The organism is Pseudomonas sp. CCI1.1 (assembly GCF_034348165.1).
Classification (GTDB): Bacteria; Pseudomonadota; Gammaproteobacteria; order Pseudomonadales; family Pseudomonadaceae; genus Aquipseudomonas; species Aquipseudomonas paracarnis.
The window spans coordinates 2,909,333-2,934,292 of record NZ_CP133780.1 but is presented as its reverse complement, the minus strand read 5'-3'; the positions used below and the strand labels follow the sequence as shown (position 1 = coordinate 2,934,292).

The following is a 24,960-nucleotide window of genomic DNA, read 5'->3' as shown; positions in this document are numbered from 1 at the left end:
AGCTGGCTTGCCTGCGATAGCGGCGGGTCAGCCATACATTTGGCACCTGAAGGCCGCCATCGCAGGCAAGCCAGCTCCCACATTTTTTTCGATGTCGCCCACAAAAAAGGCTCCCATCTCGGGAGCCTTTTTGGGTTAAGCGAACGACTTACATATTCGGGTAAGTCGGCCCACCCGCACCTTCCGGTGTCACCCAGGTGATGTTCTGCGAAGGGTCCTTGATGTCACAGGTCTTGCAGTGCACGCAGTTCTGGGCGTTGATCTGGAAGCGCTTCTCGCCGTCTTCCTTGGTCACCACTTCATACACGCCAGCCGGGCAGTAGCGCTGCGCCGGTTCATCGTAGAGCGGCAGGTTGGTGCCGATCGGGATGCTTGGGTCTTTGAGCTTCAAGTGGCACGGCTGCTCTTCTTCATGGTTGGTGCCAGAGATGAACACCGAGCTCAGCTTGTCGAAGCTCAACTTGCCGTCGGGTTTGGGGTAGTCGATCTTCTGGCTGTCTTTGGCCAGCTTCAGGCAGGCGTAGTCCGGCTTGGTGTCGTGCAGGGTGAAAGGGATCTTGCCGCCGAAAATGTTCTGGTCGAGCCAGTTGAAACCGCCGCCAATGATCGCGCCGAACTTGTGCACGGCCGGGCCGAAATTGCGGCTGGCGAACAGTTCCTCATACAGCCAGCTGGCTTTGAAGCTGTCGACATACGCGGTCAGTTCGTCGCCGCCCTCGGATTCGGCAAACAGGCGGTCGGCCACGGCGTCGGCGGCGAGCATGCCGGACTTCATCGCGGTATGGCTGCCTTTGATCTTGGCGAAGTTCAGGGTGCCCAGATCGCAACCGATCAGCGCGCCACCCTTGAAGACCATCTTCGGCAGCGAATTCAGGCCGCCTTTGCAGATCGCGCGGGCGCCGTAGCTGACCCGCTTGCCGCCTTCCAGGTACTGGGCCAGCACCGGGTGGTGCTTGAGGCGCTGTAACTCATCGAACGGCGACAGGAAGGTGTTGCTGTAGGACAGGTCGACGATCAGGCCGACCACCACCTGGTTGTTTTCCAGGTGATAGAGGAACGAGCCACCGGTGTTCTCGTTACCCATGATGTCCAGCGGCCAACCGGCGGTGTGCACCACCAGGCCCGGCTGGTGCTTGGCTGGGTCGATTTCCCAGATTTCCTTCAGACCGATGCCGTAGTGCTGGGCGTCGGCGTCGCTGTCCAGGTTGAAGCGCTGGATCAGTTGCTTACCGATGTGGCCACGGCAGCCTTCGGCGAACAGCGTGTACTTGCCACGCAGTTCCATGCCCGGGGTGTACAGGCCGTCTTTTGGCTTGCCTTCACGGTCAACGCCAAGGTCGCCGGTGATGATGCCGCGTACCACGCCGTTCTCGTCGAACAGCGCTTCCTGGGCGGCGAAGCCTGGGTAGATTTCCACGCCCAGGTTCTCGGCCTGCTGGGCCAGCCAGCGGCACAGGTTGCCCAGGGAAATGATGTAGTTGCCTTCGTTGTGCATGGTCTTGGGCACAAAGAAGTCGGGCACCTTGGTGGAGGCTTCCGGGCTGCGCAGTACATAGATGTCATCGCGCACCACCGGGGTGTTGAGCGGGGCGCCGAGTGCTTTCCAGTCCGGGAACAATTCATTCAGGGCACGGGGTTCAAACACGGCACCGGAGAGGATGTGGGCGCCGACTTCGGAGCCTTTCTCGACCACGCAGACGCTGATTTCCTTACCGGCTTCGGCGGCCTTCTGCTTCAGTCGGCAGGCGGCAGACAGGCCAGCCGGGCCAGCGCCGACGATGACCACGTCGAATTCCATGTATTCGCGTTCCACAGGCTATCTCCTACTCAAGGCTCAACAGGCTTTTTTTTCTAATGGGTGGAGGTTCGGTGTAGTTCTGCGCGAAGGCAGCACCCACCTGTCTCTCTAGGTGGCGCATTATATATAGACCACTGACAGCGTCCAATACAAACGTTTGTTTGAATTGCCTGCAGCCTAGATAAATCAAAGCAACGGGGCTTATGACTGACCATTTTGCCGTATTGACCAGAATAGGCGTTCCGGTCAAGATACGGTCGGTTTTGCGCTTCCCGTAGGCAGACTGCAGGTTTCAAGAGCACGTCCAAAGACAGGCTGAAGGCAATAAAGGTGATGCGCCCCCCAACGTTGGAGCGCAGTTTACACGCCGCGATAAAGAATGACCTCTCAGTCACCACTGACGAACGGTCGTCATTTCCCGTGTGCAAGGCCACTGCCGAGGTCTTTGGAGGTGCCCTTGTGTGCCGATGAGCATCAACCGCCAGGTTCGCCTAGGCGACTTTCTTTTCACCGGAGAGTAACGAGGAATCCATGAAGGTTCTTGTAGCTGTCAAACGCGTTGTCGATTACAACGTGAAAGTTCGCGTCAAGGCGGACAATTCCGGCGTCGACCTTGCTAACGTCAAGATGTCGATGAACCCTTTCTGCGAAATCGCTGTGGAAGAAGCCGTACGCCTGAAAGAGAAAGGCGTGGCGACGGAAATCGTCGTGGTGTCCATCGGGCCGACCACTGCCCAAGAGCAGTTGCGTACCGCTCTGGCCCTGGGCGCCGACCGCGCCATTCTGGTGGAGTCTGCTGAAGAGCTGACCTCCCTGGCCGTTGCCAAACTGCTCAAGGCCGTTGTCGACAAGGAACAGCCTCAGCTGGTGATCCTGGGCAAACAAGCCATCGACAGCGACAACAACCAGACTGGCCAGATGCTGGCTGCACTGACCGGTTACGGCCAGGGCACCTTCGCTTCGAAAGTCGAAGTGAGCGGCGACAGCGTTGCGGTTACCCGTGAAATCGACGGCGGCGCGCAGACGGTTTCCCTGAAACTGCCGGCCATCGTCACCACCGACCTGCGTTTGAACGAGCCGCGTTATGCGTCCCTGCCAAACATCATGAAAGCCAAGAAGAAGCCTCTGGAGACGCTGACTCCGGACGCTTTGGGCGTTTCCACCGCCTCTACCAACAAGACCGTCAAAGTCGAAGCGCCGGCTGCACGCAGCGCGGGCATCAAGGTCAAGTCGGTGGCTGAACTGGTCGAGAAACTGAAAAACGAAGCGAAGGTAATCTAATCATGACTATCTTGGTAATCGCTGAACACGACAACAAGGTTCTGGCCCCGGCCACCCTGAACACCGTGGCCGCTGCCGCTAAAATCGGTGGGGACATCCACGTCCTGGTAGCAGGGCAGGGCGCTGGCGCCGTGGTTGAAGCCGCTGCGAAAATCGCAGGCGTGAGCAAAGTCCTGAACGCTGACAATGCCGCTTATGCGCATCAGCTGCCGGAAAACGTTGCACCGCTGGTCGCCGAGCTTGGCGCTGGCTACAGCCACATCCTGGCCGCCGCTACCTCCAACGGCAAAAACATCCTGCCACGCGTTGCCGCGCAGCTGGACGTTGACCAGATCTCCGAGATCATCTCGGTAGAAAGCGCCGACACCTTCAAGCGCCCGATCTACGCCGGTAACGCCATCGCTACCGTGCAGTCCAACGCCTCGGTCAAGGTCATCACCGTGCGCGCCACCGGTTTCGACCCGGTTGCTGCCGAAGGTGGCTCGGCTGCCGTTGAAGCCGTCTCCGCTGCCCACGACGCTGGCACTTCCAGCTTTGTCGGCGAAGAGCTGGCCAAGTCGGACCGTCCTGAACTGACCGCTGCCAAGATCGTCGTTTCCGGCGGTCGTGGCATGCAGAACGGTGACAACTTCAAACACCTGTACGCCCTGGCCGACAAGCTGGGTGCTGCGGTCGGCGCTTCCCGCGCTGCTGTCGACGCAGGCTTTGTACCCAACGACATGCAGGTCGGCCAGACCGGCAAGATCGTTGCGCCACAGCTGTACATCGCCGTCGGTATCTCCGGCGCTATCCAGCACTTGGCCGGTATGAAAGATTCCAAGGTGATCGTTGCGATCAACAAGGACGAAGAAGCGCCGATCTTCCAGGTAGCCGATTATGGCCTGGTGGCGGACTTGTTCGAAGCCGTACCTGAATTGGAGAAGCTGGTCTAATCCAGCCGCTTCACTTATAAAGAGCCCGGTCTTATGACCGGGTTTTTTTTTACTGATCGGGAGAGTCTTGCCATGGAACTGCGCCCCTGGGCCTTACTGCTGGGCCTTACGCTGCTGCCGAGCCTGACGCTCGCCGCCGGCAAGTGCGAGCGCCTGGTAATCACCGGCAGCCCGGACGCACCGCCTTTGCTCTGGCGCGACCCTCAGGACCCTACGCACCTGATCGGCGCGACCGCTGACGTGCTGCAACAAGTGGGCAAGGACCTCGGGCTGAAAATCGACCTGCTCTATGGCGGCAAACGCTCCCTGGCCCTGGATGAAGCGCGTAGCGGGCGCATGGACATTCTCGCCGACGCACCGCTGAATCTGGGTGAGCTGGACCACTTCGACTACATCCATCCGGCGCTGATGCAGACCGACTACCTGGTATGGACGCGCAAGGATTCAGCCGTGGTCTATTCCACCGCCGCCGATTTGCACGGCCACAAAGGCGCAGTTTCGGAACGTGCGCGTTTGAGCGCGGAGTTCGAAACCTTCGCCAGCCAGCAACTCAACCTGCAACGCCTGCCCAATTTGACGCCGGCTTTCCAGAAACTGTTGCTCGGTGAAGTGGACTACGTGCTGGCTGGGCGCTATTCCGGCATGGCCATGGCCCAGACCCTGGGCATGAGTAATGACCTGGTGGCCCATGAGGTGCCTGTCGACCAGCCTGGCCTGTACCTGGCGATTTCCCACAACTCGGCCTGCAATGATCCTTGGCTTCGCGGACAGCTGACGAAAAAGATGACAGAATTGCCCGCCTCCGGTGCCGCTCAAGCCGCGCTGCAGCGCAATCTGGAGCGTTGGAAAGCGCAACTGCAACAACCTGTCGGCACCCCAACAAAGTAGGGATTTACAGTGATTTTTCGAGCTCTTTTCGCGGCCCTTGCCGTTGTCGCGCTGGCGGGATGCGCAACCGATCCTGCGCCGATCGAACAAATGCGCCTGACCCAGCAAGCCTTGGAACAAGCCACCGCGGTCGGGGCCAACACCGATGAATCCCCCGAACTGAAGCTGGCCGAAGAAAAATTCGCCCGGGCCAAGGGCAACATGGCCGACCAATCCTACAAGCGAGCGCGGATGCGCGCCGAGCAGGCTGAGCTGGACGCACGCCTGGCCGAAGCCAAAGTGCTGACCGGCAAGAGCCAGGAACAATTGAACGTGCTCAATACCCGTATCACTCGCCTGCGTAAGCAACTGCAGTTGGGAGACGCACAATGAGCCCGATGATCCGTAGTTTGAGCTGTGTACTGCTGCTGGGCGGCGCGGCCTTGGGCGGCTGTGCCAGCCAACCCACGAGCGAGCAGGCGTTGCAGCAGGCCGGCGATGACTTTCAAAAGGTCAAGGAAGACGCCAACGTACTGCGCTTCGCCCCCAAGGACGTGATCCGCGCCGGCGAGTCCCTGGCCCGCGCCGATCGCCTGTCCAGCTACTGGGGCAGCGGCGCGGATGTGGTGCATTACGCTTACCTGAGCCAGCGTTACAGCGCCATCGCCCGAGAGCACACCCAGCAGGGCCTGAATGCCGAGCGCGGCACCCAACTGGAGTTGGAACGTCAGCGCCTGCAACTGGCCTTGCGCGAAAACAAGCTGGCCAGCGTGCAACAGCAGGGCAAGTGGGTTGAAGCGCAAATCGCCAGCCTCACCACCCAGACCGACCGTGGCCTGGTGATGACCCTGGGGGACGTACTGTTCGACACCGGCGAAGCTGAACTGCAGAACTCGGCCAACCGCACGGTGCTCAAGATCGTGCAATTCCTGCAACTGAACCCCAAGCGTCGGGTGCGCATCGAGGGCTACACCGACAACACCGGTGGCGAGCAGGAAAACCTGAAACTGTCCCGCGACCGTGCTCAATCGGTGGCCGATCTGTTGATGGACCTGGGTATTGATGACAAGCGCATCGAGGTCGAAGGCTATGGCGACCAATACCCGGTGGAAGCCAATGCCTCCGAGCGTGGTCGTGCACAGAATCGCCGAGTGGAAATTGTGTTCTCTGACGAGAAGGGCCAATTGGGCGCAGTACGCTAAAGTCTGACGCAGATCCAAATTGTGGGAGCGGGCTTGCCCGCGAATGCGGTGGCTCAGTACCGAATGTACTGATTGACACACCGCTTTCGCGGGCAAGCCCGCTCCCACATTTCGTTTCGGCGATGCCCACCCCAGCTCCCCCGCAGTTTTTACTGTCACTCCCGCCCGCGCTCGACTATTGTGGCAACTGTCCCCGTACACTTCTAAACTGTGCCGGTATGTTTCACACAAAAATAAAATACCCGTGAAATCGAGTGCTGCGTCATGACCAATCTGTTGCTTTACCAACGTATTGCCCAGCAACTGGCTGAGGACATCCGGCGCGGTGTCTACCAACCGGGGGAGCGCGTGCCGTCGGTGCGCAAGATGAGTTCCCAGCTCAATGTGAGCCATGCCACGGTGCTGCAGGCCTACGCCAACCTGGAAGACCAGGGGCTGATCCGGGCGCGGCCGCAGTCGGGCTATTACGTGCACCAGACGCCAGCACTCACGGCGCCTACGCCTGATATCGCACGGGTCGAGCGCCCAGGGTTGGTCACCCGTAGCAGTATCATCCAGCAGGTGCTGGTCGAGTCGCGCCGCGAAGGGGTGTTTCCCTTGGGCGCGGCGGTGCCGAGTGTCGACTACCTGCCGGTGCGGGCACTGCATCAGCAGTTGGCCAAGGTCACGCGTTTCCAGAGCCCACGGGCCTTCAGCTACATGTTCAGCCCTGGCTTTGAACCATTGCGGCGCCAGGTGGCGATCCGTATGCGCGATGCGGGCGTGGTGGTGGACCCTTCCGAAGTGGTGATCACCCACGGCTGTGTCGATGCATTGCAAATGTCGTTGCGCGTGCTGACGCGCCCTGGCGACCTGATCGCGGCTGAATCACCCACCTATTACGGCCTGCTGCAATTGGCTGATCTGCTGGGCCTCAAGGTGATCGAGATCCCCAGCGACCCCGCCACAGGCATGAGCCTGGAAGCCCTGCAACTGGCCGCCAACCAATGGTCGATCAAGGCGCTGGTGTTGACCACGCGCCTGAGTAATCCGCTGGGCGGCACCATGCCGGAGGAGCGGCAGAAACAGTTGCTGCGCCTGGCCTCGGACTTCGATATCCAGATCGTCGAAGATGACATTTACGGCGAGTTGATGTTCGAACTCGGCCGCACCAAAGCCCTCAAGGCCTACGACCGCCTCGACCGGGTAATCTATTGCTCAAGCTTTTCCAAGACCTTGTCGCCGGGCGTGCGCATTGGTTGGATGATTGCCGGCAAGTACCAGCAGGAAATCCAGCGCCTGCAGATGTTCAGCACGCATTCTGCTTGCAGCGTCACGCAGATGGGCGTCGCGGCCTATCTGGAAAACGGTGGCTACGACCGTCATTTGCGCTACATCCGCCAGGAATACCGCAAGAACCTCAGTGCCTTCCAATTGGCGGTGCAGCAGTATTTCCCCGAAGGCACCCAAATGACCCGCCCGACCGGCGGCTTTATCTTGTGGGTCAGTTTGCCGGGGCGGGTCAATACTCAGGAACTGCATGTGCGTGCCCTGCAACAAGGCATCAGCATTGCGCCAGGGCTGATTTTCAGTAATACCGAACAGTTCAACCACTGTATTCGCCTCAATTGCGGCACGCCGTGGAACCGCGAGGCGGAGAGGGCGTTGATGACCCTGGGAATGCTTGCCAGCCAGCTGTGCCAGGAGGCCGCAGCGGGTTTTTGAGGCGAGCAAAAGGACACAAGACTGATCTGTGCCCTTGTCATGCCGCGCACAACAAGCGAGCATATGGCCTTCTGCCGTTAATGCTGTTGGCGATATGACTTCTATTTTTCGCGTTACGTTGATGCTTGGTCTGCTGAGCCTGTGCAATGCCGGGAGCGTACTGGCTGCAGCGCCGGTGGCTGAAGGCAAGCCTGCTGTCGGTGCCGAGCAAAAGACCTCAGCCAAGCAGCCAGCGCCTGCGAAAAAAGCCCCCGCCGCACAAAAGAAAGCCGCCTCGACCAAAAAGCGTGCACCCGTGGCGAGCAAGTCCAAGTCGGCCCATGAAGTCGCCCAGACCAAACTGCCACCGGCACAGTTGGACCTGTCCCTGCCTTCGGACATGGTCAGGCACTTGCAACCCATCGGTACCATGCCCAAGCCCAAGAGTGTGCCCTTGCTGCCGCCAATGTTTGGCGAAAAGCCCACCGACAACAGCGCGTTCCAGATCAACGGCCGCTTGCTCAGCAATGAGATGAAGCTGCAACTGCGTAACGAAGAGCGCCGTGATGTTGAAGGCGCTGCGCTGGATTTCGAATTCAAGCAATAAACTTTCGCACCACAGGTGACCCAGGTCGCCGACCATCTGTCGCAGACTGGTCGGTCACTTTTGTTTTGTGCGAAAAACCCCTGTTGGGCCATTTTAAAACGTCTGTTTAAGGGCGTACTCTAGCCCGGCCATCCCTATTGAGTCGTCGAGGACCTGCTGGTCATGAAATGCCGTGAAGGCTGTGGCGCATGCTGCATTGCCCCCTCCATCAGTTCACCGTTGCCGGGAATGCCCCATGGCAAGCCCGCTGGCGTTCGCTGCGTGCACTTGTCGGTGGAACAACTGTGCCAGTTGTTCGGTCAACCGCAGCGGCCAGCCGTATGCAGTGATTTCAAGCCCGATATTGAGGTGTGCGGCAATGACCAGGCCGATGCCATTCGCCTGATCGGTTGGTGGGAACAGATGACGGCGGCTTGATGGGCTTTACTATCGGAACTTCAACAATAAGGAATACAACGATGGGTTCGCTGAAACGAGTGGCTGTACTGTGCGGTTTTACGCTGTTGTTGGCGGCTACTGCCCAGGCTGAGGATTGGCAAGTCGCCAAGGACGAAGACGGTATCAAGGTCTCCCTGAGCGAGATTGCCGGTTCCAAGTACAAGGCGTATCGCGGTGTGACGGTGATCAAGGCGCCTTTGGCCAAGGTCCAGGCGCTGCAGGAAGATGTGGTCGGTGCTTGCGCATGGATCCATGAATGCAAATCCCAGCAACTCGTCGACAAGAAAGGCGACGAGGCCTGGACCTACACCCAGTTCAAGGCCCCGTTCCCCGTGACGGACCGCGACTCGTACATCCACGTCACCACCACCAAAGCCGCTGACGGCACCGTCACGCGCAAACTGGAAGGTGTGCCGACCTACAAGCCAGAAGCAAAAGGCTACGTGCGGGTTGCCCAGGTGGACGGTTTCTGGAAACTGGTGCCAAAGGGCGATAACCAGACCGAAGTCACCTACCAGGTACACACCGAGCCAGGCGGCAGCGTACCTTCGTGGCTGGCCAACAAGTTCGTGGTGGAAGCGCCGTTCAATACCTTGAAAGCCTTGAAAGAACACGCTGAAAAATAAGTGCAGTTGATCCGGTGCCTCCGGGCTTGAGCGGAACGTTTTGCGCGCCGCCAAGGTCCAGATACTTGTAAGCCCACCTATGGGTTTTATCGAGGAGGCACCGATGCAAACGTGGCAAATTACCTTCGTTGATGATCACGGTGAAAAGTCCGTGCAGCAGTTCACCTGCGAACAAAAGCCCAGCCTCGAAGACGCTGCGCATATGATTCGTGCGAAGCTGGTGCCGATTGCTGCCGAACTCGATCTCAATGACCTGGAAGGCCGGAAACCCGAGCCTACGGTCAAGATTCTCAAAGACCAGAACAGTATCCAGATTCTCGATATTTCTCCCTCCGTCTAAACATTTTTCACACGCCACACGAGCACCTCTGGTGGAGGTGATAGCTTCGCGCTACTCTGCAATCGAGATCAGCGAATGAATCGCTAAGGTCTGGTCTTGTCAGCTACATGCTTGTTTTCCTGCGGCGTTGTTATGCCGTGGTGCCCACGCCAGCAGGGCGCGGGGCTTCAGGAAGCACGGAAAGTCTATCCATCGGTTTGAGGAGGACGTTTCATGAGCACAGCCTATCAAGAAGACATCAGCACCAACGTACTGCGCCGCATGAAAGAAGGCGGCTTTGATTTCTCGCGTTTTCACCCCATCGAGTTCTACGCCATTTTCCCGGATGAGGAACGGGCGCGCAGGGCGGCGGGTCGATTTCGTGGGGAGTCCCTCAACGCTCAGGTCAGCGCGCGCGACGATGGCGCCTGGTACCTGGAACTGAGCAAAATCATGTTCGCAACCTACGACGGCATAGGAGATTTCGAGCAAGACTTTGAAGCAGTGGTCGAGCCCCTGGGAGGGATCATCGAAGGATGGGGCGTCAAGCAGGAGGTGCGTGGGTTACCCATGTAGTTGGTATTTATGAGCACCACAGCGTATCGGCTGACCTTTGGGTCGGCCGATTTTGTTTGGACGGCGTTTTACGTGCAAAAAAAAGCCACCCGGATAGGGTGGCGGAAAGGGAAGCTCAAGGGAGTAGATCAGTACACAAGTAACACGATATCGCTTGCACAAAAGGTTTCGCTGTAGGACGTCTCCTGTTCAGCCGATGGAGGTGATTATCCGCAGCGCCAGCCGGGCAGTGAAATCAACTCTGGCTATGCTGTTGATAGTCAAAGACCGCATTGCAATGAGGCGCGCGACGTGACCCAAGCCATTGTGCGCACCAGGACGGTGCGAGGAATGCGCTTGGATTATTCAACTGGTTGATTATTAAGTGTTTATGCCGCTGGCACGGGCCTTGCGAAGGTTCTTGCGTCCGGGTGACAAGGAGTACGGCATGATCCGCACTTATTACGATGAAATGTACGATGGGGCAGGGCAGGTTCGCCCCCATTATCGCGAGTTCGCCCGTTGGCTGGCCGACACCCCTGCCGAACTGCTGGCCCAGCGCCGGCGTGAAGCCGATTTGCTGTTCCACCGCGCCGGTATCACCTTCACCCTCTACGGGGACGAACAAGGCACCGAGCGCCTGATCCCCTTCGACACCATCCCCCGCAGCATTCCAGCGAGTGAATGGCGGATTGTCGAGCGCGGCTGCATCCAGCGGGTCAAGGCGCTGAACCTGTTCCTCGCCGACCTGTACCACGATCAACGCATCATCAAGGCCGGCATCATCCCCGCCGAACAGGTACTGGCCAACGAGCAATACCAGTTGGCAATGCAGGGCCTGGATTTGCACCGCGATATCTATTCGCACATCTCCGGGGTCGACCTCGTACGCGATGGCGACGGCACGTACTACGTGCTCGAGGACAACCTGCGCACGCCCAGCGGTGTCAGCTACATGCTTGAAGACCGCAAAATGATGATGCGTCTGTTCCCCGAGCTGTTCGCGGCCCAGCGCATCGCGCCCATCGACCATTACCCCAACCTGCTGCTCGACACCCTCAAAAGCGCCAGCCCCCTGGATAACCCCAGTGTGGTGGTACTGACGCCCGGGCGTTTCAATAGCGCGTTCTTCGAACATGCCTTCCTGGCTCGGGAAATGGGTGTGGAATTGGTAGAAGGTGCGGATTTGTTCGTGCGCGATGACCGTGTGTTCATGCGCACCACCGACGGGCCCAAGGCTGTCGATGTGATCTACCGTCGCCTTGATGATGCGTTCCTTGACCCGCTGGCCTTCAACCCGGACTCCATGCTCGGTGTGCCCGGCCTGCTCGCCGCCTACCGTTGCGGCAATGTGGTGCTGGCCAACGCCATTGGCACCGGGGTTGCGGACGACAAATCTGTGTATCCGTTCGTCACCGAGATGATTCGCTTCTACCTCGACGAAGAGCCGATCCTGCAGAACGTTCCGACCTTCCAATGCCGTAAGCCTGACGAATTGTCCCACGTACTGGCCAACCTGCCCGAGCTGGTGGTCAAGGAAACCCAGGGTTCCGGTGGTTACGGCATGTTGGTTGGACCGGCGTCTACCACGGCAGAAATCGAAGCGTTCCGGGCACGTATCAAGGCCAAGCCACACGCTTATATCGCGCAGCCGACCCTGTGCTTGTCTACCTGCCCGACTTTTGTCGAGAACGGCATCGCCCCGCGCCACATAGACCTGCGCCCTTTCGTGTTGTCCGGCAAGGAGACCCGCGTGGTACCGGGTGGCCTGACCCGCGTGGCGCTGCGCGAAGGCTCGCTGGTGGTCAACTCGTCCCAGGGCGGCGGAACCAAAGACACCTGGGTGGTCGAGGGCTGATGCCATGTTGAGTAGAACTGCCTCGGATTTGTACTGGATGTCGCGCTATCTGGAGCGTGCCGAAAACCTCGCGCGCATGCTCGATGTCAGCTATTCGCTGTCGCTGATGCCCCAGGACGGGCGCGGCGATGGCCTGCACGAGTTGGCCATGCCGCTGTTGATCACCAGCACCCTGGACGATTACCACGAGCGCCATGGCCCCTTGCACGCTGAACGCTTGCTGCACTTTTTTGCCCTGGACGCGGCCAACCCGGCGAGCATCTACAGCTGTCTGGGTGCGGCGCGGGCCAGCGCTCACGCTGTACGTGGGCGAATCACCGCCGACATGTGGGAAAACATCAATGCCACTTGGCTGGACATACGCGATATCGCCCAGCAGGGCCTGAGCCATTACGGCATGAGCCGGTTTTGTGAGTGGGTCAAGGAGCGCTCCCATCTGTTTCGGGGCGCCACTTACGGCACTATCATGCGCAACGATGCCTTCCGCTTTATTCGCCTGGGCACCTTTATCGAGCGCGCCGATAACACCCTGCGCTTGCTCGATGCCCGCTACGAAATGGCCGGCGAACAGGCGGCGGTGGTCAGCGATGGCACGGCTCACGCGTATTACCAATGGAGTGCGTTGCTGCGCGCACTGTCGTCATTCGAGGCGTACACCGAGATTTATCGCGATGCCCCGGGGGCTCGACAAGTGGCCGAGCTGCTGCTGTTACGCGCGGATGTGCCGCGTTCGCTGCGCGCGTGCAGCGAAGAGATCGACCAGATCCTCGCCAGCCTGCCCGGCATCAACGGCCGCCCGGCCCAGCGCCTGGCCGCCGAGATGGATGCGCGCCTGCGCTTTACGGCCATCGACGAAATCCTCGAGGAAGGCCTGCATGCCTGGCTGACCGACTTTATCCCCTTGGTCCGCCAGTTGGGCGACGCCATCTACAGTTCCTACCTGGAGGCGGCATGAGACTCTCCATCAGCCACGACACTACCTACCACTACGAAGACCAGGTGCGCGCCAGCATCCAGTACCTGCGCCTGACGCCCCATGACAGCGAGCGCCAACACGTGCTGAGCTGGCAACTCGACCTGCCGCGCCCGGTGCGGGCACAGGTGGACCCCTTCGGCAATATCTTGCATGTGCTCACGCTGGACGAACCCCACGACGCCATCATCATCGGCGCCCGGGGCGTGGTGGAGATCGATGAATTGCGCGAGGCCGAACACGAAAGTCAGTCTGCCTTTCCGTTCCTGCGCTCCACGCGCCTCACCGAGCCCGACGACGCCCTGCGCGGGTTTGCCGGGCAACACTGCCATCAGCGTCGCGACCGCACGGCGCTTATCGACTTGATGCACGCGCTTAACCACACCATGGTCTACACCCCCGGTGCGACCGACGTCGATACCTGCGCCGCCCAGGCCTTTGCAGGTGCAGCAGGGGTGTGCCAGGACCACACCCATGCGTTCCTGGCCTGCGCACGCAGCCTGGGGATCCCTGCGCGGTATGTGTCGGGGTATCTGTATACCGAAGACAGCACGCACCTGGCCAGCCATGCCTGGGCCGAAGCCTGGCTGGATGACGCCTGGTACAGCTTTGACGTGACCAACCAACTGGCGCGGCCGGAGCGGCACTTGAAGCTGGCCGTGGGCCTGGACTACCTCGACGCCTGCCCGGTCCGGGGCATGCGCCGTGGCGGTGGGCATGAGCAGATGCATGCCAAGGTATTCGTGGCGCCTCAGCAATGATCGCCCCCGCGCTCTGCGTTGCTTGATCGTTCCCACGCTCTGCGTGGGAATGCAGCCGAGGACGCTCCGCGTCCCAAAGCGTGACGCAGAGCATCACAAGAGGCGTTCCCACGCGGAGCGTGGGAACGATCGATACAGCGCAGGCTCAAGGTTGCTGTTTGCGGCCCGCCATATGCCGCAGATAGCCCACCAGCAAGTCCAACTCATTGTCTGGCAATACACTCGCTGTAAACGCCGGCATCTTCGCCTGTGGCCACTGCCTCAGGCTTTGCGGGTCGCGGATGTAACGCTTGAGGAAATCCCCGCTGAAATACTCGGTGGGGTTGTAGGGCACATTCAGGTCCGGCCCCATCTGGGCATCACCGCCGCCATTGAGGCGATGGCACGCCAGGCAGTTCTTCTGGAACAACGCAAAGCCCTGGTTGATCGGGTCGTTCGCCGCCAGCTTCGGGTCGGGCAATAACGCCGGGAAACGCTCGCCAACCGTCTGCAACTGCTTGAATTTCGATACCTGGAACGGCCACTGTTCGGGGCTGATATGCCCGGCTTGAGGGTTGGTCCAGACCAGATAGAACGGCCCGGCGCTGGGCTTGCCCTGTGCCAGCGGTGGCCATGGATGGGCCGGGTCTTCCACGGCCAGCCAGGCGCGGGCGCCGTTTTTTTCCAGTAACGGCGCGGCGGCAAGTTCGGCGGCAAAACCATCAAGGGCAACGGCTTGCAGGTGGTTCGCAGATTTAAGGCCCGGTAAGAGCACCGCCAGGGGCACCGCACGATAGGTCATAGTGCGCTTGTAGGACACATCATCGACGATCTGCACCGTCTGAGCGTCGGGGTGCTTGAGCAACTCGGCGGTCTGCCAGGTCTTTTGGCTGTGGTCCAACTCGATGGTCAACTGTGCCGCCGCCGCGGGCAGGCTCAGCAGCAGGGCAAAAAGGGCGAGGATCGGTTTCAAGGCACAGGCCCGTTGCGAGAGAGTGAGGGCGCACACGATAACGGAAAACGGCAGGTAAAAAGACAGCCCCTGCAAAACAGGAGCGCTAAGCGCAATGTCCTGGCAGGTGCTGCCAAAAACTGCAGGCCTGGTGCGGTGTGTGCACGCAAGCGGGGAGTGTCACCCAATAACCTTGGTTAAATTGGGCAAGATCAGAATCAAGGTGGTGGCGAACAGAATAAGTCCCGCCTGACGTACTTTCGATTGTTTGAACATGGCTGACTGCCTTTTCTTTTGTTGTTATTCCTGAGCGTCAAATGCGTGCTGGTTTATTTCAGTATCGCGAGGTGACGTTGCACTTTTCTTACAACTGTTCCAGCAAAACCCGGCAACAGCGTCTTACAGATTCAACCTTAGAGCGCCCGTTCTTTCTGGCTTAGACTCATTTCATATCAGCTAAGAAGTATTTGCGCTAAAAACGGCATGAGGCTTATTGCCATCTTGGCGCCAGCCCTAGGGCTAGACAGCTAAAACGATTAATCAGGCATTTCCCGTAGGAACCTACCGTTCGTCCGAGCGAGGGGGTCAAAAGCAATGAGCGCATCCGTCATTGAAACCGTGTCAATCGGGCCTAAGGTAGGAGCACACACCCACAGCGGTTCGAGGATGTCATGACCCAAGCTTTGATTTTTGATGCGATACGCACGCCCCGGGGTAAGGGCAAGGCCGACGGTGCCCTGCACAGCGTCAAGCCGGTAAACCTGGTGGCTGGCTTGCTCACGGCGCTGGCGCAGCGCAGCGACCTCGACACCCGCCAAGTGGATGACATCGTCCTGGGCTGCGTCACGCCCGTTGGCGACCAGGGCGCCGATATTGCCAAGACCGCCGCGCTGGTGGCCGACTGGGATGTCAGTGTGGCCGGTGTGCAGGTCAATCGCTTCTGCGCGTCGGGCCTGGAAGCGGTGAACCTGGGGGCGATGAAGGTGCGTTCCGGCTTCGAAGACCTGGTGGTTGTTGGCGGCGTCGAGTCCATGTCCCGCGTGCCCATGGGCAGCGATGGCGGCGCCTGGGTACTCGACCCGCAAACCAATATGCACAGCCACTTCACGCCCCAAGGCATTGGCGCCGACCTGATTGCCACCCTGGAAGGCTTCACGCGCCAGGATGTCGACGCCTTTGCCCTACAGTCCCAGCAGAAAGCAGCCAGGGCGCGGGCAGACGGTTCCTTCAATAAGTCGCTAATCGCGGTGCACGACCAGAACGGCATCGTGCTGCTGGACCATGACGAATTTATCCGCGGCGACTCAACCCTCGAGGGCTTGGGCAAGCTCAAGCCGAGCTTCGAAATGATGGGCCAGATGGGTTTCGACGCCACCGCGTTGCGGGTCTACAGCCACGTGGAGCGCATCCACCATGTGCACACGCCGGGCAACAGTTCCGGCATTGTGGATGGCGCCGCGTTGATGCTGATCGGTTCCGAGGCCAAAGGCCGTGAACTGGGCCTGCAACCGCGGGCTCGTATTGTCGCCACGGCGGTGACCAGTACCGACCCGACCATCATGCTCACCGGCCCCGCGCCGGCCACTCGCAAGGCGCTGGCCAAGGCTGGCCTGCGGGTCGAGGACATCGACCTGTTCGAAGTCAACGAAGCCTTCGCTTCGGTCGTGCTCAAGTTCATCAAGGACATGGGCATCGACGCCGCACGGGTCAATGTCAACGGCGGCTCCATCGCCATGGGCCACCCCTTGGGCGCCACCGGCTGCGCGATTCTCGGCACCTTGCTCGACGAGCTGGAGGCGCGCCAGCAACGCTACGGCCTGGCCACTTTATGCGTCGGCGGTGGCATGGGTATCGCCACCATCATCGAACGTCTCTGAGCCTAAGGAATTTGTCATGACCGATGCCATTCGTTACGAAAAAGGCCAGGACCAGATCGTGGTGCTGACCCTCGACATGCCCGGCCAGAGCGCCAACACCATGAACGCCGCCTACCGTGAAGCCATGGCGGCCACCCTCACGCGCCTGGAAGCTGAAAAGGACGAGATCGCCGGGGTGGTGATCACCTCGGCCAAGAAGACCTTTTTTGCCGGGGGCGACCTCAATGAGCTGATCAAGGTCGATAAAGCCCACGCCAAGGCGTTCTACGACAGTGTCTTGGTATTGAAAGCGCAATTACGCCGCCTGGAAACCCTCGGCAAACCGGTGGTGGCCGCGATCAATGGCGCGGCCCTGGGCGGCGGTTGGGAAATTTGCCTGGCCTGCCATCACCGGGTCGCGCTGGACGACAAGTCCGTGCAACTGGGCTTGCCGGAAGTCACCCTTGGCCTGTTGCCAGGGGGCGGCGGCGTGGTGCGCATGGTGCGCATGCTCGGCCTGGAAAAAGCCTTGCCGTATTTGCTCGAAGGCAAAAAGGTGCGGCCCGCCCAGGCCCTGCAAGCGGGCCTGATTGATGAGTTGGCGGCAGATCGCGAGGCATTGCTGGCACAGGCCCGTGCCTGGGTTCTGGCTAATCCCGACGTCAGGCAACCCTGGGACAACAAGGGCTACGCGATTCCCGGCGGCACGCCGTCCCACCCTAAAGTCGCGCAAATGCTCGCCATTGCCCCATCGATTTTGCGTAGCAAGACCCAAGGCTGCTTCCCTGCGCCGGAGAAAATCCTCTGTGCGGCGGTCGAGGGCGCCCAGGTGGACTTCGACACCGCGCACCTGATCGAAACCCGCTACTTCACCGAACTGGTGACCGGGCAAGTGGCAAAAAACATGATCGGCACCTTCTGGTTCCAGCTCAACCAAATCAACGCCGGCAGCTCGCGCCCGCAGGGCTTCGCGCCTTATGTAACGCGCAAAGTCGGTGTGCTCGGCGCCGGGATGATGGGCGCGGGCATCGCCTATGTCAGTGCCTGTGCGGGTATCGAGGTGGTGCTCAAAGACATCACCCTGGCCGCCGCTGAAAAAGGCAAAGCCCATTCGGCCGCATTGCTGGACAAGAAAGTCAGCCGTGGGCAATTGACCGCCGAACAGCGCGAAACCACCCTGGCGCGCATTCATCCTACTCAGGATGACGCCGGCCTGGCCGGCTGCGACCTGATCATCGAGGCCGTATTCGAAGACCGCGCACTCAAGGCCAAGGTCTCGGCCGCGGCGCAAAGTGTGGTGGGGGCCGACGCGGTGATCGCCTCCAACACCTCCACCTTGCCCATCAGCGGCTTGGCCACGGCGGTGCCCGATCAAGCCAAGTTCATCGGCCTGCACTTCTTCAGCCCCGTGGACAAGATGCCCCTGGTGGAAATCATCAAGGGGGCGCGCACCAGCGACGAAACCCTGGCCCGAGGGTTTGACTTCGTACTGCAAATCAAGAAAACCCCGATTGTGGTCAACGACAGTCGCGGCTTTTTCACCTCGCGGGTATTCGGCACCTTTACCAACGAAGGCATCGCCATGCTCGGCGAAGGCGTGGCCGCGCCGATGATCGAGACCGAAGCGCGCAAGGCCGGCATGCCGGTGGGGCCGTTGGCGGTGTCCGATGAAGTGTCCCTCAGCCTGATGAGCCATATCCGACAGCAAACGGCCAAGGACCTGCAGGCCGAAGGCAAGGCCATGCCGAACCATCCGGCGACGGCGGTGATTGATCTGTTGGTGAACGAATACAAGCGCACGGGCAAGGCGGCCGGCGGTGGTTTTTACGACTATCCCGCTGGAGGCCAGAAGCACCTGTGGCCTGAGCTGAAAACCCGGTTTGAACAGCCCGACGAGCAAATCTCACCCCAGGACGTGCGCGACCGCTTGTTGTTTATCCAAGCCATCGAAACCGTGCGCTGTGTGGAGGAGGGCGTGTTGATGTCCACGGCGGATGCCAACGTTGGTTCAATCTTCGGCATCGGCTTTGCCGCGTGGAGTGGCGGCGCGTTGCAGTTTATCAACCAGTACGGGCTGAACGACTTCATCGCCCGCGCCCGCTACCTGGCAGAGCAGTATGGGGAGCGCTTCTCGCCGCCGGCGTTGTTGTTGGAGAAAGCCGCGCAGGGTGAAGTGTTCCGGTAATCAAAATGTAGGAGGGGAGAGCTTGCTTTGAAGGTGTATTTCAAGGCAGGCTCTGGGGTGTGCAATATTCCCATCGCCGTGTCAGGTATTTTTTATGTCGCTACGCGTCTGCATCCTGGAAACCGATATTCTGCGCCCCGCTTTGATCGATGAGTACCAAGGCTATGGGCAGATGTTCAAGCGCCTGTTCGCCAAGCAACCGATTGCCGCCGAGTTTGTGGTCTACAACGTGGTGCAGGGCGAGTACCCACCGGATGACGAAGTGTTTGACGCGTACCTGATCACCGGCAGCAAGGCCGATTCCTTCGGTACCGACCCTTGGATCCAGACGCTCAAGACCTACCTGCTCACGCGTTATGAGCGCGGCGACAAGCTGCTGGGCGTGTGCTTCGGCCATCAGTTGCTCGCGCTGCTCTTGGGCGGCAAGGCCGAACGTGCCAGCCAGGGCTGGGGCATGGGCACCCACGCTTACAAGCTGGATGCCAAGACGCCATGGATGAGCCCCGAGGTGCCGGAGCTGACGCTATTGATCAGCCACCAGGACCAAGTCACCACCTTGCCAGAAAACGCCACCGTGATCGCCTCGAGCGAATTCTGCCCGTTTGCCGCTTATCACATTGGCGACCAAGTGCTGTGCTTCCAGGGCCATCCGGAGTTTGTTCACGACTATTCCCGTGAGTTGCTGGAAATACTTCAGACAACCCTGGGTGAAAAGGTCTACAGCAACGGCGTGGCCAGCCTGGAGCGCGACCACCACGGCGTGACCGTGGCGGAGTGGATGATGCGCTTTGTGGCGCACCAGCCTGAAGCCAAGGCTTAAAGCCAGCCCGAACGCTTGAAGCTGGCCCATAAACCGGTACAGCCCAAGGTAATAAAACCGAGCACCGCAAAATAGCCGTAGTGCCATTGCAGCTCGGGCATGTTCTGGAAGTTCATCCCGTAAATCCCCGCCACCGCCGTGGGGAACGCCAGGATCGCCGCCCACGCGGCGAACTTGCGCTGCACCACACTCTGGCGCGACGCCTCCAGCAACACACCGATCTCGATGGTCTGGCTGGCAATGTCGCGCAGGGTGGTGAGGTCTTCCATTTGCCGCGTCACGTGGATTTGCACATCACGGAAATACGGGCGCATGTTCTTGTCGATAAACGGGAAGCTCAGCTTCTGCAACTCCTGGCTGATCTCCACCATTGGCGCCACGTGCCGCTTGAGCCGTAACACATCGCGGCGCAGGCCGTGGAGGTGCTGGATATCGCGCTCGTTGAGCGAACTGCACAGCACGTTACGCTCCAACTCATCAATCTCGGCGTGGATCGCCTCGCTCACCGGCTGGTAGTTTTCAGTGACAAAATCCAGCAACGCATAGAGTACGAAATCTTCCCCATGCTCCAGCAACAACGGGCGCGCCTCACAACGCTGGCGCACAAAACCGTAGGATGCCGAGTGACCGTTGCGGGCGGTGATGATGTAGCCGTTGCCGGCAAAAATATGGGTTTCGATAAACTCCAGCTTGCCGTTCTCGCGCACCGGTGAGTAGGTGACGATAAACAGCGCGTCGCCGAAGGTTTCCAGCTTTGGGCGGCTGTGTTTTTCCATCGCGTCTTCAATCGCCAGCTCGTGCAGGTTGAACTGGCGTTGCAGGTTGTTCAGTTCCTGGGCGCTGGGTTCTTCCAGGCCGATCCACACAAAGTGCCCAGGTTTGGCGGCCCAGGCCGCGCCTTCATCGAGAGTGATATCCGAGACTTTCTTACCGGCGCTATAGACGGCAGCCGCAACAACTCTACCCATGGTGCTGATCACTTCTTATCAAGAGGACAGATGTTGGGCAGCTTAGCCTGAATGGCGTTCCGTTGTTGCTGGCTGATATCACTGATCGTTCCCACGCTCTGCGTGGGAATGCCGCCCGTGACGCTCCGCGTCACCCTAAGCGGGCGCCTACGCGCGTTGCAGTTCGCGGTCCATCTGTGCAATGCACTCATTCATCTGCGTCTGACACGTCAGCAGCAACTGAGGGATGTCATCCACCGTCAAGCCACAGGTAGGAATCGGCGGCAACGAGCGTATCAGCACACTGCCACTGTCCCAACGATTGAGCTTCATCTGCGTCACGTAATTGCTGACGCACACCTGCACGATAGGTACACCGGCCGCAATCGCCATATGGAACGCACCTTTCTTGAACGGCAACAACCCTTTGCCCAGGTTGCGCGTGCCCTCCGGGAACACCCAGATCGACGTGTCCTCATGCTGCAAGGTATGCGTGGTGGTCAGCATCGCACGTCGCGCCTTGTGTGCATTGCCACGGTCAATCAGCACATTGCCCGCCAGCCAGAACAGCTGGCCGAACAGCGGTACCCATTTCAGGCTTTTCTTGGCGATGCAGACCGTGCGGTGCGGCACTACATTGCCGAGCACAAACAGATCGTAGTTGGACTGATGGTTAGCGATTACCACGCAGGTACCGGGCTTGTTGCGCAGCGAGTCGACGTCGGCCTTCACGTTCAAGCCCAGGATCCGCATGGCCGGCAACGCATAGAGGCGAGCGCAGAGACGGCTGTTGTCCGGATTGAACGGCCGGCACACACCGACCAACACACCCAGCACGCCAGCGATCAGAAAGTGCAGGCTCATCAACAACATACGCAACAGAAAAAGCATCGACACGGCCCATCGGGACAAAAGGTGGCGCAGTGTACGGATGTGCACTGTATTCGGCAATTGCCCCTACAGACGTAGGAGATAGCCGATGTTTAAGCGCATGTTTCCACATTGGCCGATAACGGCTAGCTAGAGCGGCTACGGACGTTTCACACTTATAGGTAAGAAAAAGCCCGACTCAAGGTCGGGCTCAGGCACAGCAGGGGTAGGGCTTAGCTCAGGCTATGGCCCTGATCCTGGATGATTGCATCGTCCAGGGCTTCGAGCAGTGCACGGCGCACTTTCAACTTGGTGTGCTTGTGCGCGTTCATATTGATCTTCTTCAGCTGCCGCGCCGCTTCCAGTGCGGCGGCGTGCAGTTCTTCGGGTGCCACCACCTTGTCGAGGAAACCTGCGTGCAGGGCGCCTTGCGGATCAAACATCTCGGCATTGATCACCGAACGCTGAAACGCCGACTTACGCAGGCGATCCCGCGCCAGCTCGATACCGGCGTGGTGCATGGTCATGCCAATCGCCACTTCATTCAGACCAATGCTGAACGGGCCTTCGACGCCAATCCGATAATCGGCCGACAACAACAGGAACGCGCCTTTGGCCACCGCATGGCCAGGGCAGGCCACGATCACCGGGAACGGATGCGCCAACATCCGCCGCGCCAGGGTCGAACCCGAGGTCACCAGGCTGATTGCCTCTTTAGGGCCGGCGGTCATCACCTTCAAATCATAACCACCCGACAAAATCCCCGGCGTGCCCGTGATGATCACCACCGCCCGATCCTTCTCGGCCTGATCCAGCGCCGCATTAAACTCACTGACCACCGCCGGAGAAATGGCATTCACCTTGCCGTTGCTCAGGGTCAGGGTCGCGATACCGTCTTCGAAGTGGTAGGCAATCAACTCACTCATGACGCGGTTCCTTGTAGGGCTTGTTATAGAGGTAGATGCGCAGACGTTACTCACCACGCCCGCGCGGGTAAAGCGCCGTGACTGACTACCCAGTCAGGCTTTTGCCCCATCCTCAAGGGTAGACACCCCGCAGCAGGGCGCAGCAAGCGCTCCAGACGCGTGCCGCCGCTGCCTGAGAATGGCACAATCATCACCCCTTGCCGCGCGGTGAATGGCATAACGGTCTAACCGCATGAAAATTCTGAAAAAAACCTTTGCCATCAGAAAGGCTTTCGACTACATTAGCGCGCCTCGACAGACTGAACTGGTTTGACGAGATACGGTGAAGTGTCCGAGTGGCTTAAGGAGCACGCCTGGAAAGTGTGTATACAAGAAATTGTATCGAGAGTTCGAATCTCTCCTTCACCGCCACATTGTTATGAAAAAGCCCCGTTTTTCGGGGCTTTTTTGTGCCTGATGATTTTCTCCCTCCCTTTGTTCCCCATTCGGATTTTTGAAAGGCAGCCTCGCCGCCAGGTGGCTCTCGACGGGGCGCTTTTTCGTATTAGCAATCCACCCTGGCGTCTGTGCGCAGCTCGTTGAGCTGATCTCTATTGATTTCGACCCAATGAGCAACCAGGAAAAATCTGCGACAGGATTTGGTGGCGGTACAGGTGCTGTCCCCTGTTTTGAGTGACCTCCACATGCGTATTACCGACACCTATCACTGATTTATCGATGTTAGTGGTCTAATAGTTTGGCCATGATCTTTGACACGGTCATCCTCGATAACGATTTTGCTGCTGGAGGAGACGTAGTACTCGCTCGTCTGTGCGAGGTCTTGGACGAGCATTAAATAGCCTCTTGAATCGCTACGCGACCACGTGTCGCTATTGCCTTGCTCTATTGAGAAGTAGTCCTCACTGGGGTTGCTATCAGTCTTCCATGAACTTACTGCAACTTTTACAACTCTGCTTGCGCCGTTTGTGATTGTGATAGTCATATTTACATTCCTTTTGGATTTTGAATTCCATGAGTTGGCTCCCTATTTGGAATAAAGCTGCAGACTTGCCACTGCTACAAAAAAACCGTAGTTAGGTTAACTCGCTGATTAAGCCATATCCAAGTGATACTGGAGGCGCTCAATGCTGGCGCCAAGTAAAATATAATGTATTGCATGGGTATATTGTCCGCCTGCTTCCACAGTCAAGCCTACAGACGGGAAAATGCAAGGAGAGGGGGACAGATTTTTTTGATTTTCTTCCTCCTCGTTCAAAGCAAACAACCCCCCCCCCAGGTTTCGAAAGAAACCTGGGGGTTTGTAATTTTTGAGCTTGGAAAACCTACTGTTCTTAGATCATGCGCACGGCATATCTATTCGTACGCGCAGACGGTTGACGTCGTTGAAGGGTGATCCACCAGCTCTGGCACCAGGCTGTCATATTCGCGGTGCATTCCACGCGTGCCAATGCGTGTGGTCAGAATGTCGGTGATCGCCTGACTGATGTGCTAGCGCTCGCTGATAGCACCGCCGGTATGTCGATTCATGATGGATCGGCACCCCAGACTGGTCGCCGCCGGCCTTGACGCCGGTGTGCGGGTGTTTGACCAAACTGACGCCGGCTGCGATCACATCACTAGATACCTGGACTTGGCCGGTTACGTCTGACTCCTGGTTTGGATGTAGTCACCTTTGTGGGTGATGTCGCCTTCTAGGTTGATGCCGCCGAAGCGTCGCGAACTATCGGATAAAAATAGCGACTGCCAGAATTATAATAATCATGCCTAATGAGGCGATCGCAGTGATAATAGAATTAAGTTTTTTATGGAGTTTTTCAATTGTGGTGGTTAGTTTTTTGATTTCTACGTCATGGCAGGTGTGTTTTTCGCTGGAGGCTGCTGAGTCATTATCGAGAGAGCTTTTGTCTGCGTGAGCTGCAATGATACTTCCGCCTGCTCCTGAGCAAGCAAATAATAATACTTGCGAGTAGATATCCAAGTAATCTTTGTAATGCTGCGGAATGGTATTGGAAGGAACAAAGATGTAAATTATTTTCAAGTATAAAGTTTGAAATAACACGCCAAACATTATAATGAATAACCCTTTGATCACTCTGTCCTGCTTGAGGTCAAGTATCATGATGAGAGCCAAAAAGACACCTAGGATCAATGTTGATATGGCTATTTCTGGCTTGCCGAATATGCCAGCTGTGATAGGTGATACAAACGCTAGTATGAAAGCAGCCACCCACAAGCCTACGATCATTTTGTAGTTTGGCTTTGCCATGTTTTGCTTTCCTTGCATTTTAGTTCTCGATCAAAAAGAGTTCATTGAGTTGGTTTTGTCAGTAAGGCGTCGCGAATTATATCAAGGTCTATGTCTATGAGCCCTAATAGTTCAGGTTGCTCGTAACGAATCTCTGGTGCACTGCGCTGAGCACGGTCTTTGATGGCTACGTCGCAATTCCTGGCCGATAGAGCGGGCGAGTTGATTGCGGGCGGCTGGCTGGAGTTGCTCCAGCGGGAAAAGGGGACGAATTTATTTA

24 protein-coding genes, 1 tRNA gene and 2 pseudogenes are annotated in these 24,960 nt (G+C 58.7%); 18 read left to right on the top strand and 9 right to left on the bottom strand.

The features are described from left to right. Positions 1 to 148: 148 nt before the first annotated feature. Positions 149 to 1,813, bottom strand: a complete 1,665-nt coding sequence (locus RHM69_RS13085) for an electron transfer flavoprotein-ubiquinone oxidoreductase (protein ID WP_200600977.1) — start codon at positions 1,811 to 1,813, stop codon at positions 149 to 151. A gap of 516 nt (positions 1,814 to 2,329) precedes the next feature. On the opposite strand from RHM69_RS13085, the gene RHM69_RS13080 reads away from it, so the two are divergent. From RHM69_RS13080 to RHM69_RS13015, 14 genes are all read left to right on the top strand, one after another. Beyond that, the gene (locus RHM69_RS13080) at positions 2,330 to 3,079 is read left to right on the top strand and encodes an electron transfer flavoprotein subunit beta/FixA family protein (protein ID WP_014719538.1); all 750 of its coding nucleotides are present in this window, start codon (positions 2,330 to 2,332) and stop codon (positions 3,077 to 3,079) included. Between the two features lie 2 nt (positions 3,080 to 3,081). After that, a complete protein-coding gene (locus tag RHM69_RS13075; protein WP_014719537.1) occupies positions 3,082 to 4,011 on the top strand; it encodes an electron transfer flavoprotein subunit alpha/FixB family protein in 930 nt (309 codons plus the stop codon). A gap of 72 nt (positions 4,012 to 4,083) precedes the next feature. Continuing rightward, positions 4,084 to 4,899, top strand: a complete 816-nt coding sequence (locus RHM69_RS13070; RefSeq protein ID WP_058410706.1) for a substrate-binding periplasmic protein — start codon at positions 4,084 to 4,086, stop codon at positions 4,897 to 4,899. Positions 4,900 to 4,908: 9 nt separating this feature from the next. After that, positions 4,909 to 5,271, top strand: coding sequence for a DUF4398 domain-containing protein (locus RHM69_RS13065; RefSeq protein ID WP_014719535.1), 363 nt, complete (start codon positions 4,909 to 4,911; stop codon positions 5,269 to 5,271). After that, the gene (locus RHM69_RS13060) at positions 5,268 to 6,080 is read left to right on the top strand and encodes an OmpA family protein (RefSeq protein WP_014719534.1); all 813 of its coding nucleotides are present in this window, start codon (positions 5,268 to 5,270) and stop codon (positions 6,078 to 6,080) included. The genes RHM69_RS13065 and RHM69_RS13060 overlap by 4 nt, the downstream gene beginning before the upstream one ends. A gap of 264 nt (positions 6,081 to 6,344) precedes the next feature. Continuing rightward, positions 6,345 to 7,784, top strand: coding sequence for a PLP-dependent aminotransferase family protein (locus tag RHM69_RS13055; protein WP_003193472.1), 1,440 nt, complete (start codon positions 6,345 to 6,347; stop codon positions 7,782 to 7,784). 94 nt (positions 7,785 to 7,878) lie between these two features. Beyond that, positions 7,879 to 8,370, top strand: coding sequence for a hypothetical protein (locus RHM69_RS13050; RefSeq protein WP_014719533.1), 492 nt, complete (start codon positions 7,879 to 7,881; stop codon positions 8,368 to 8,370). A gap of 162 nt (positions 8,371 to 8,532) precedes the next feature. Then, positions 8,533 to 8,787: a YkgJ family cysteine cluster protein gene (locus tag RHM69_RS13045; protein ID WP_014719532.1), complete on the top strand. Its 255-nt coding sequence runs from the start codon at positions 8,533 to 8,535 to the stop codon at positions 8,785 to 8,787. 41 nt (positions 8,788 to 8,828) lie between these two features. Then, positions 8,829 to 9,434, top strand: coding sequence for an START domain-containing protein (locus RHM69_RS13040; protein ID WP_014719531.1), 606 nt, complete (start codon positions 8,829 to 8,831; stop codon positions 9,432 to 9,434). A 103-nt stretch (positions 9,435 to 9,537) separates the two neighbouring features. Continuing rightward, entirely contained in the window at positions 9,538 to 9,774 is a 237-nt protein-coding gene (locus RHM69_RS13035; protein ID WP_014719530.1) for a hypothetical protein, read from the top strand. Positions 9,775 to 9,987: 213 nt separating this feature from the next. Next, positions 9,988 to 10,329, top strand: coding sequence for a ribonuclease E inhibitor RraB (locus tag RHM69_RS13030; RefSeq protein WP_003193463.1), 342 nt, complete (start codon positions 9,988 to 9,990; stop codon positions 10,327 to 10,329). Positions 10,330 to 10,756: 427 nt separating this feature from the next. Continuing rightward, on the top strand, positions 10,757 to 12,166 hold the full coding sequence (locus RHM69_RS13025) for a circularly permuted type 2 ATP-grasp protein (RefSeq protein WP_019820591.1): 1,410 nt from the start codon (positions 10,757 to 10,759) through the stop codon (positions 12,164 to 12,166). 4 nt (positions 12,167 to 12,170) lie between these two features. Further along, positions 12,171 to 13,121, top strand: coding sequence for an alpha-E domain-containing protein (locus RHM69_RS13020; RefSeq protein WP_200600975.1), 951 nt, complete (start codon positions 12,171 to 12,173; stop codon positions 13,119 to 13,121). After that, a complete protein-coding gene (locus tag RHM69_RS13015; RefSeq protein ID WP_032901589.1) occupies positions 13,118 to 13,900 on the top strand; it encodes a transglutaminase family protein in 783 nt (260 codons plus the stop codon). Before RHM69_RS13020 ends, RHM69_RS13015 begins: the two co-directional genes overlap by 4 nt. Positions 13,901 to 14,045: 145 nt before the next feature. Here the strand turns inward: RHM69_RS13015 and RHM69_RS13010 are convergent, their stop codons facing one another. Then, positions 14,046 to 14,852: a c-type cytochrome gene (locus RHM69_RS13010; protein WP_060767411.1), complete on the bottom strand. Its 807-nt coding sequence runs from the start codon at positions 14,850 to 14,852 to the stop codon at positions 14,046 to 14,048. 650 nt (positions 14,853 to 15,502) lie between these two features. Between RHM69_RS13010 and RHM69_RS13005 the strand changes: the two genes are divergently transcribed. The 3 genes from RHM69_RS13005 (at position 15,503) to RHM69_RS12995 (ending at position 19,692) form a co-directional block, all read left to right on the top strand. Further along, on the top strand, positions 15,503 to 16,708 hold the full coding sequence (locus RHM69_RS13005) for an acetyl-CoA C-acetyltransferase (RefSeq protein ID WP_014719525.1): 1,206 nt from the start codon (positions 15,503 to 15,505) through the stop codon (positions 16,706 to 16,708). 16 nt (positions 16,709 to 16,724) lie between these two features. Further along, entirely contained in the window at positions 16,725 to 18,872 is a 2,148-nt protein-coding gene (locus tag RHM69_RS13000; protein WP_014719524.1) for a 3-hydroxyacyl-CoA dehydrogenase NAD-binding domain-containing protein, read from the top strand. Between the two features lie 94 nt (positions 18,873 to 18,966). Continuing rightward, complete coding sequence (locus tag RHM69_RS12995) at positions 18,967 to 19,692, top strand: amidotransferase (RefSeq protein WP_014719523.1); 726 nt, start codon at positions 18,967 to 18,969, stop codon at positions 19,690 to 19,692. Here RHM69_RS12995 and RHM69_RS12990 read toward each other — a convergent pair. The 3 genes from RHM69_RS12990 to RHM69_RS12980 form a co-directional block, all read right to left on the bottom strand. Next, the gene (locus tag RHM69_RS12990) at positions 19,689 to 20,660 is read right to left on the bottom strand and encodes a magnesium and cobalt transport protein CorA (protein WP_003193449.1); all 972 of its coding nucleotides are present in this window, start codon (positions 20,658 to 20,660) and stop codon (positions 19,689 to 19,691) included. The two genes, RHM69_RS12995 and RHM69_RS12990, sit on opposite strands and share 4 nt — an antisense overlap. 147 nt (positions 20,661 to 20,807) lie before the next feature. Beyond that, the gene (locus RHM69_RS12985) at positions 20,808 to 21,530 is read right to left on the bottom strand and encodes a 1-acylglycerol-3-phosphate O-acyltransferase (RefSeq protein WP_020302609.1); all 723 of its coding nucleotides are present in this window, start codon (positions 21,528 to 21,530) and stop codon (positions 20,808 to 20,810) included. A gap of 212 nt (positions 21,531 to 21,742) precedes the next feature. Then, complete coding sequence (locus tag RHM69_RS12980) at positions 21,743 to 22,435, bottom strand: crotonase/enoyl-CoA hydratase family protein (protein ID WP_014719521.1); 693 nt, start codon at positions 22,433 to 22,435, stop codon at positions 21,743 to 21,745. Positions 22,436 to 22,756: 321 nt separating this feature from the next. Between RHM69_RS12980 and RHM69_RS12975 the strand changes: the two genes are divergently transcribed. Further along, positions 22,757 to 22,846, top strand: a tRNA-Ser gene (locus tag RHM69_RS12975). A gap of 292 nt (positions 22,847 to 23,138) precedes the next feature. On the opposite strand, the gene RHM69_RS12970 is transcribed toward RHM69_RS12975, so the two are convergent. From RHM69_RS12970 to RHM69_RS12955, 4 genes and pseudogenes are all read right to left on the bottom strand, one after another. Then, on the bottom strand, positions 23,139 to 23,417 hold the full coding sequence (locus RHM69_RS12970) for a hypothetical protein (protein WP_020302610.1): 279 nt from the start codon (positions 23,415 to 23,417) through the stop codon (positions 23,139 to 23,141). 378 nt (positions 23,418 to 23,795) lie between these two features. Beyond that, positions 23,796 to 23,920 (bottom strand): annotated as a pseudogene (locus tag RHM69_RS12965) (baseplate assembly protein); the annotation flags it as partial. Positions 23,921 to 23,966: 46 nt separating this feature from the next. Next, positions 23,967 to 24,142: pseudogene (locus tag RHM69_RS12960) on the bottom strand (phage baseplate assembly protein V); the annotation flags it as partial. Positions 24,143 to 24,155: 13 nt separating this feature from the next. Beyond that, positions 24,156 to 24,701 (bottom strand): hypothetical protein, encoded by a 546-nt coding sequence (locus tag RHM69_RS12955; RefSeq protein ID WP_020302611.1) that lies wholly within the window; start codon positions 24,699 to 24,701, stop codon positions 24,156 to 24,158. Between the last annotated feature and the right edge of the window lie 259 nt (positions 24,702 to 24,960).

What these genes read in the sequence shown, in the direction of transcription:
- RHM69_RS13020 (WP_200600975.1), top strand. Translation starts at nt 12,171, where the DNA reads ATGTTGAGTAGAACTGCCTCGGATTTGTACTGGATGTCGCGCTATCTG.
- RHM69_RS12955 (WP_020302611.1), bottom strand. Translation starts at nt 24,701, where the DNA reads ATGGCAAAGCCAAACTACAAAATGATCGTAGGCTTGTGGGTGGCTGCT.
- RHM69_RS13000 (WP_014719524.1), top strand. Translation starts at nt 16,725, where the DNA reads ATGACCGATGCCATTCGTTACGAAAAAGGCCAGGACCAGATCGTGGTG.
- RHM69_RS13050 (WP_014719533.1), top strand. Translation starts at nt 7,879, where the DNA reads ATGACTTCTATTTTTCGCGTTACGTTGATGCTTGGTCTGCTGAGCCTG.
- RHM69_RS13025 (WP_019820591.1), top strand. Translation starts at nt 10,757, where the DNA reads ATGATCCGCACTTATTACGATGAAATGTACGATGGGGCAGGGCAGGTT.
- RHM69_RS12985 (WP_020302609.1), bottom strand. Translation starts at nt 21,530, where the DNA reads ATGCTTTTTCTGTTGCGTATGTTGTTGATGAGCCTGCACTTTCTGATC.
- RHM69_RS12990 (WP_003193449.1), bottom strand. Translation starts at nt 20,660, where the DNA reads ATGGGTAGAGTTGTTGCGGCTGCCGTCTATAGCGCCGGTAAGAAAGTC.
- RHM69_RS12970 (WP_020302610.1), bottom strand. Translation starts at nt 23,417, where the DNA reads ATGACTATCACAATCACAAACGGCGCAAGCAGAGTTGTAAAAGTTGCA.
- RHM69_RS13030 (WP_003193463.1), top strand. Translation starts at nt 9,988, where the DNA reads ATGAGCACAGCCTATCAAGAAGACATCAGCACCAACGTACTGCGCCGC.
- RHM69_RS13045 (WP_014719532.1), top strand. Translation starts at nt 8,533, where the DNA reads ATGAAATGCCGTGAAGGCTGTGGCGCATGCTGCATTGCCCCCTCCATC.
- RHM69_RS13060 (WP_014719534.1), top strand. Translation starts at nt 5,268, where the DNA reads ATGAGCCCGATGATCCGTAGTTTGAGCTGTGTACTGCTGCTGGGCGGC.
- RHM69_RS13055 (WP_003193472.1), top strand. Translation starts at nt 6,345, where the DNA reads ATGACCAATCTGTTGCTTTACCAACGTATTGCCCAGCAACTGGCTGAG.
- RHM69_RS12980 (WP_014719521.1), bottom strand. Translation starts at nt 22,435, where the DNA reads ATGAGTGAGTTGATTGCCTACCACTTCGAAGACGGTATCGCGACCCTG.
- RHM69_RS12995 (WP_014719523.1), top strand. Translation starts at nt 18,967, where the DNA reads ATGTCGCTACGCGTCTGCATCCTGGAAACCGATATTCTGCGCCCCGCT.
- RHM69_RS13005 (WP_014719525.1), top strand. Translation starts at nt 15,503, where the DNA reads ATGACCCAAGCTTTGATTTTTGATGCGATACGCACGCCCCGGGGTAAG.
- RHM69_RS13070 (WP_058410706.1), top strand. Translation starts at nt 4,084, where the DNA reads ATGGAACTGCGCCCCTGGGCCTTACTGCTGGGCCTTACGCTGCTGCCG.
- RHM69_RS13035 (WP_014719530.1), top strand. Translation starts at nt 9,538, where the DNA reads ATGCAAACGTGGCAAATTACCTTCGTTGATGATCACGGTGAAAAGTCC.
- RHM69_RS13015 (WP_032901589.1), top strand. Translation starts at nt 13,118, where the DNA reads ATGAGACTCTCCATCAGCCACGACACTACCTACCACTACGAAGACCAG.
- RHM69_RS13075 (WP_014719537.1), top strand. Translation starts at nt 3,082, where the DNA reads ATGACTATCTTGGTAATCGCTGAACACGACAACAAGGTTCTGGCCCCG.
- RHM69_RS13040 (WP_014719531.1), top strand. Translation starts at nt 8,829, where the DNA reads ATGGGTTCGCTGAAACGAGTGGCTGTACTGTGCGGTTTTACGCTGTTG.
- RHM69_RS13080 (WP_014719538.1), top strand. Translation starts at nt 2,330, where the DNA reads ATGAAGGTTCTTGTAGCTGTCAAACGCGTTGTCGATTACAACGTGAAA.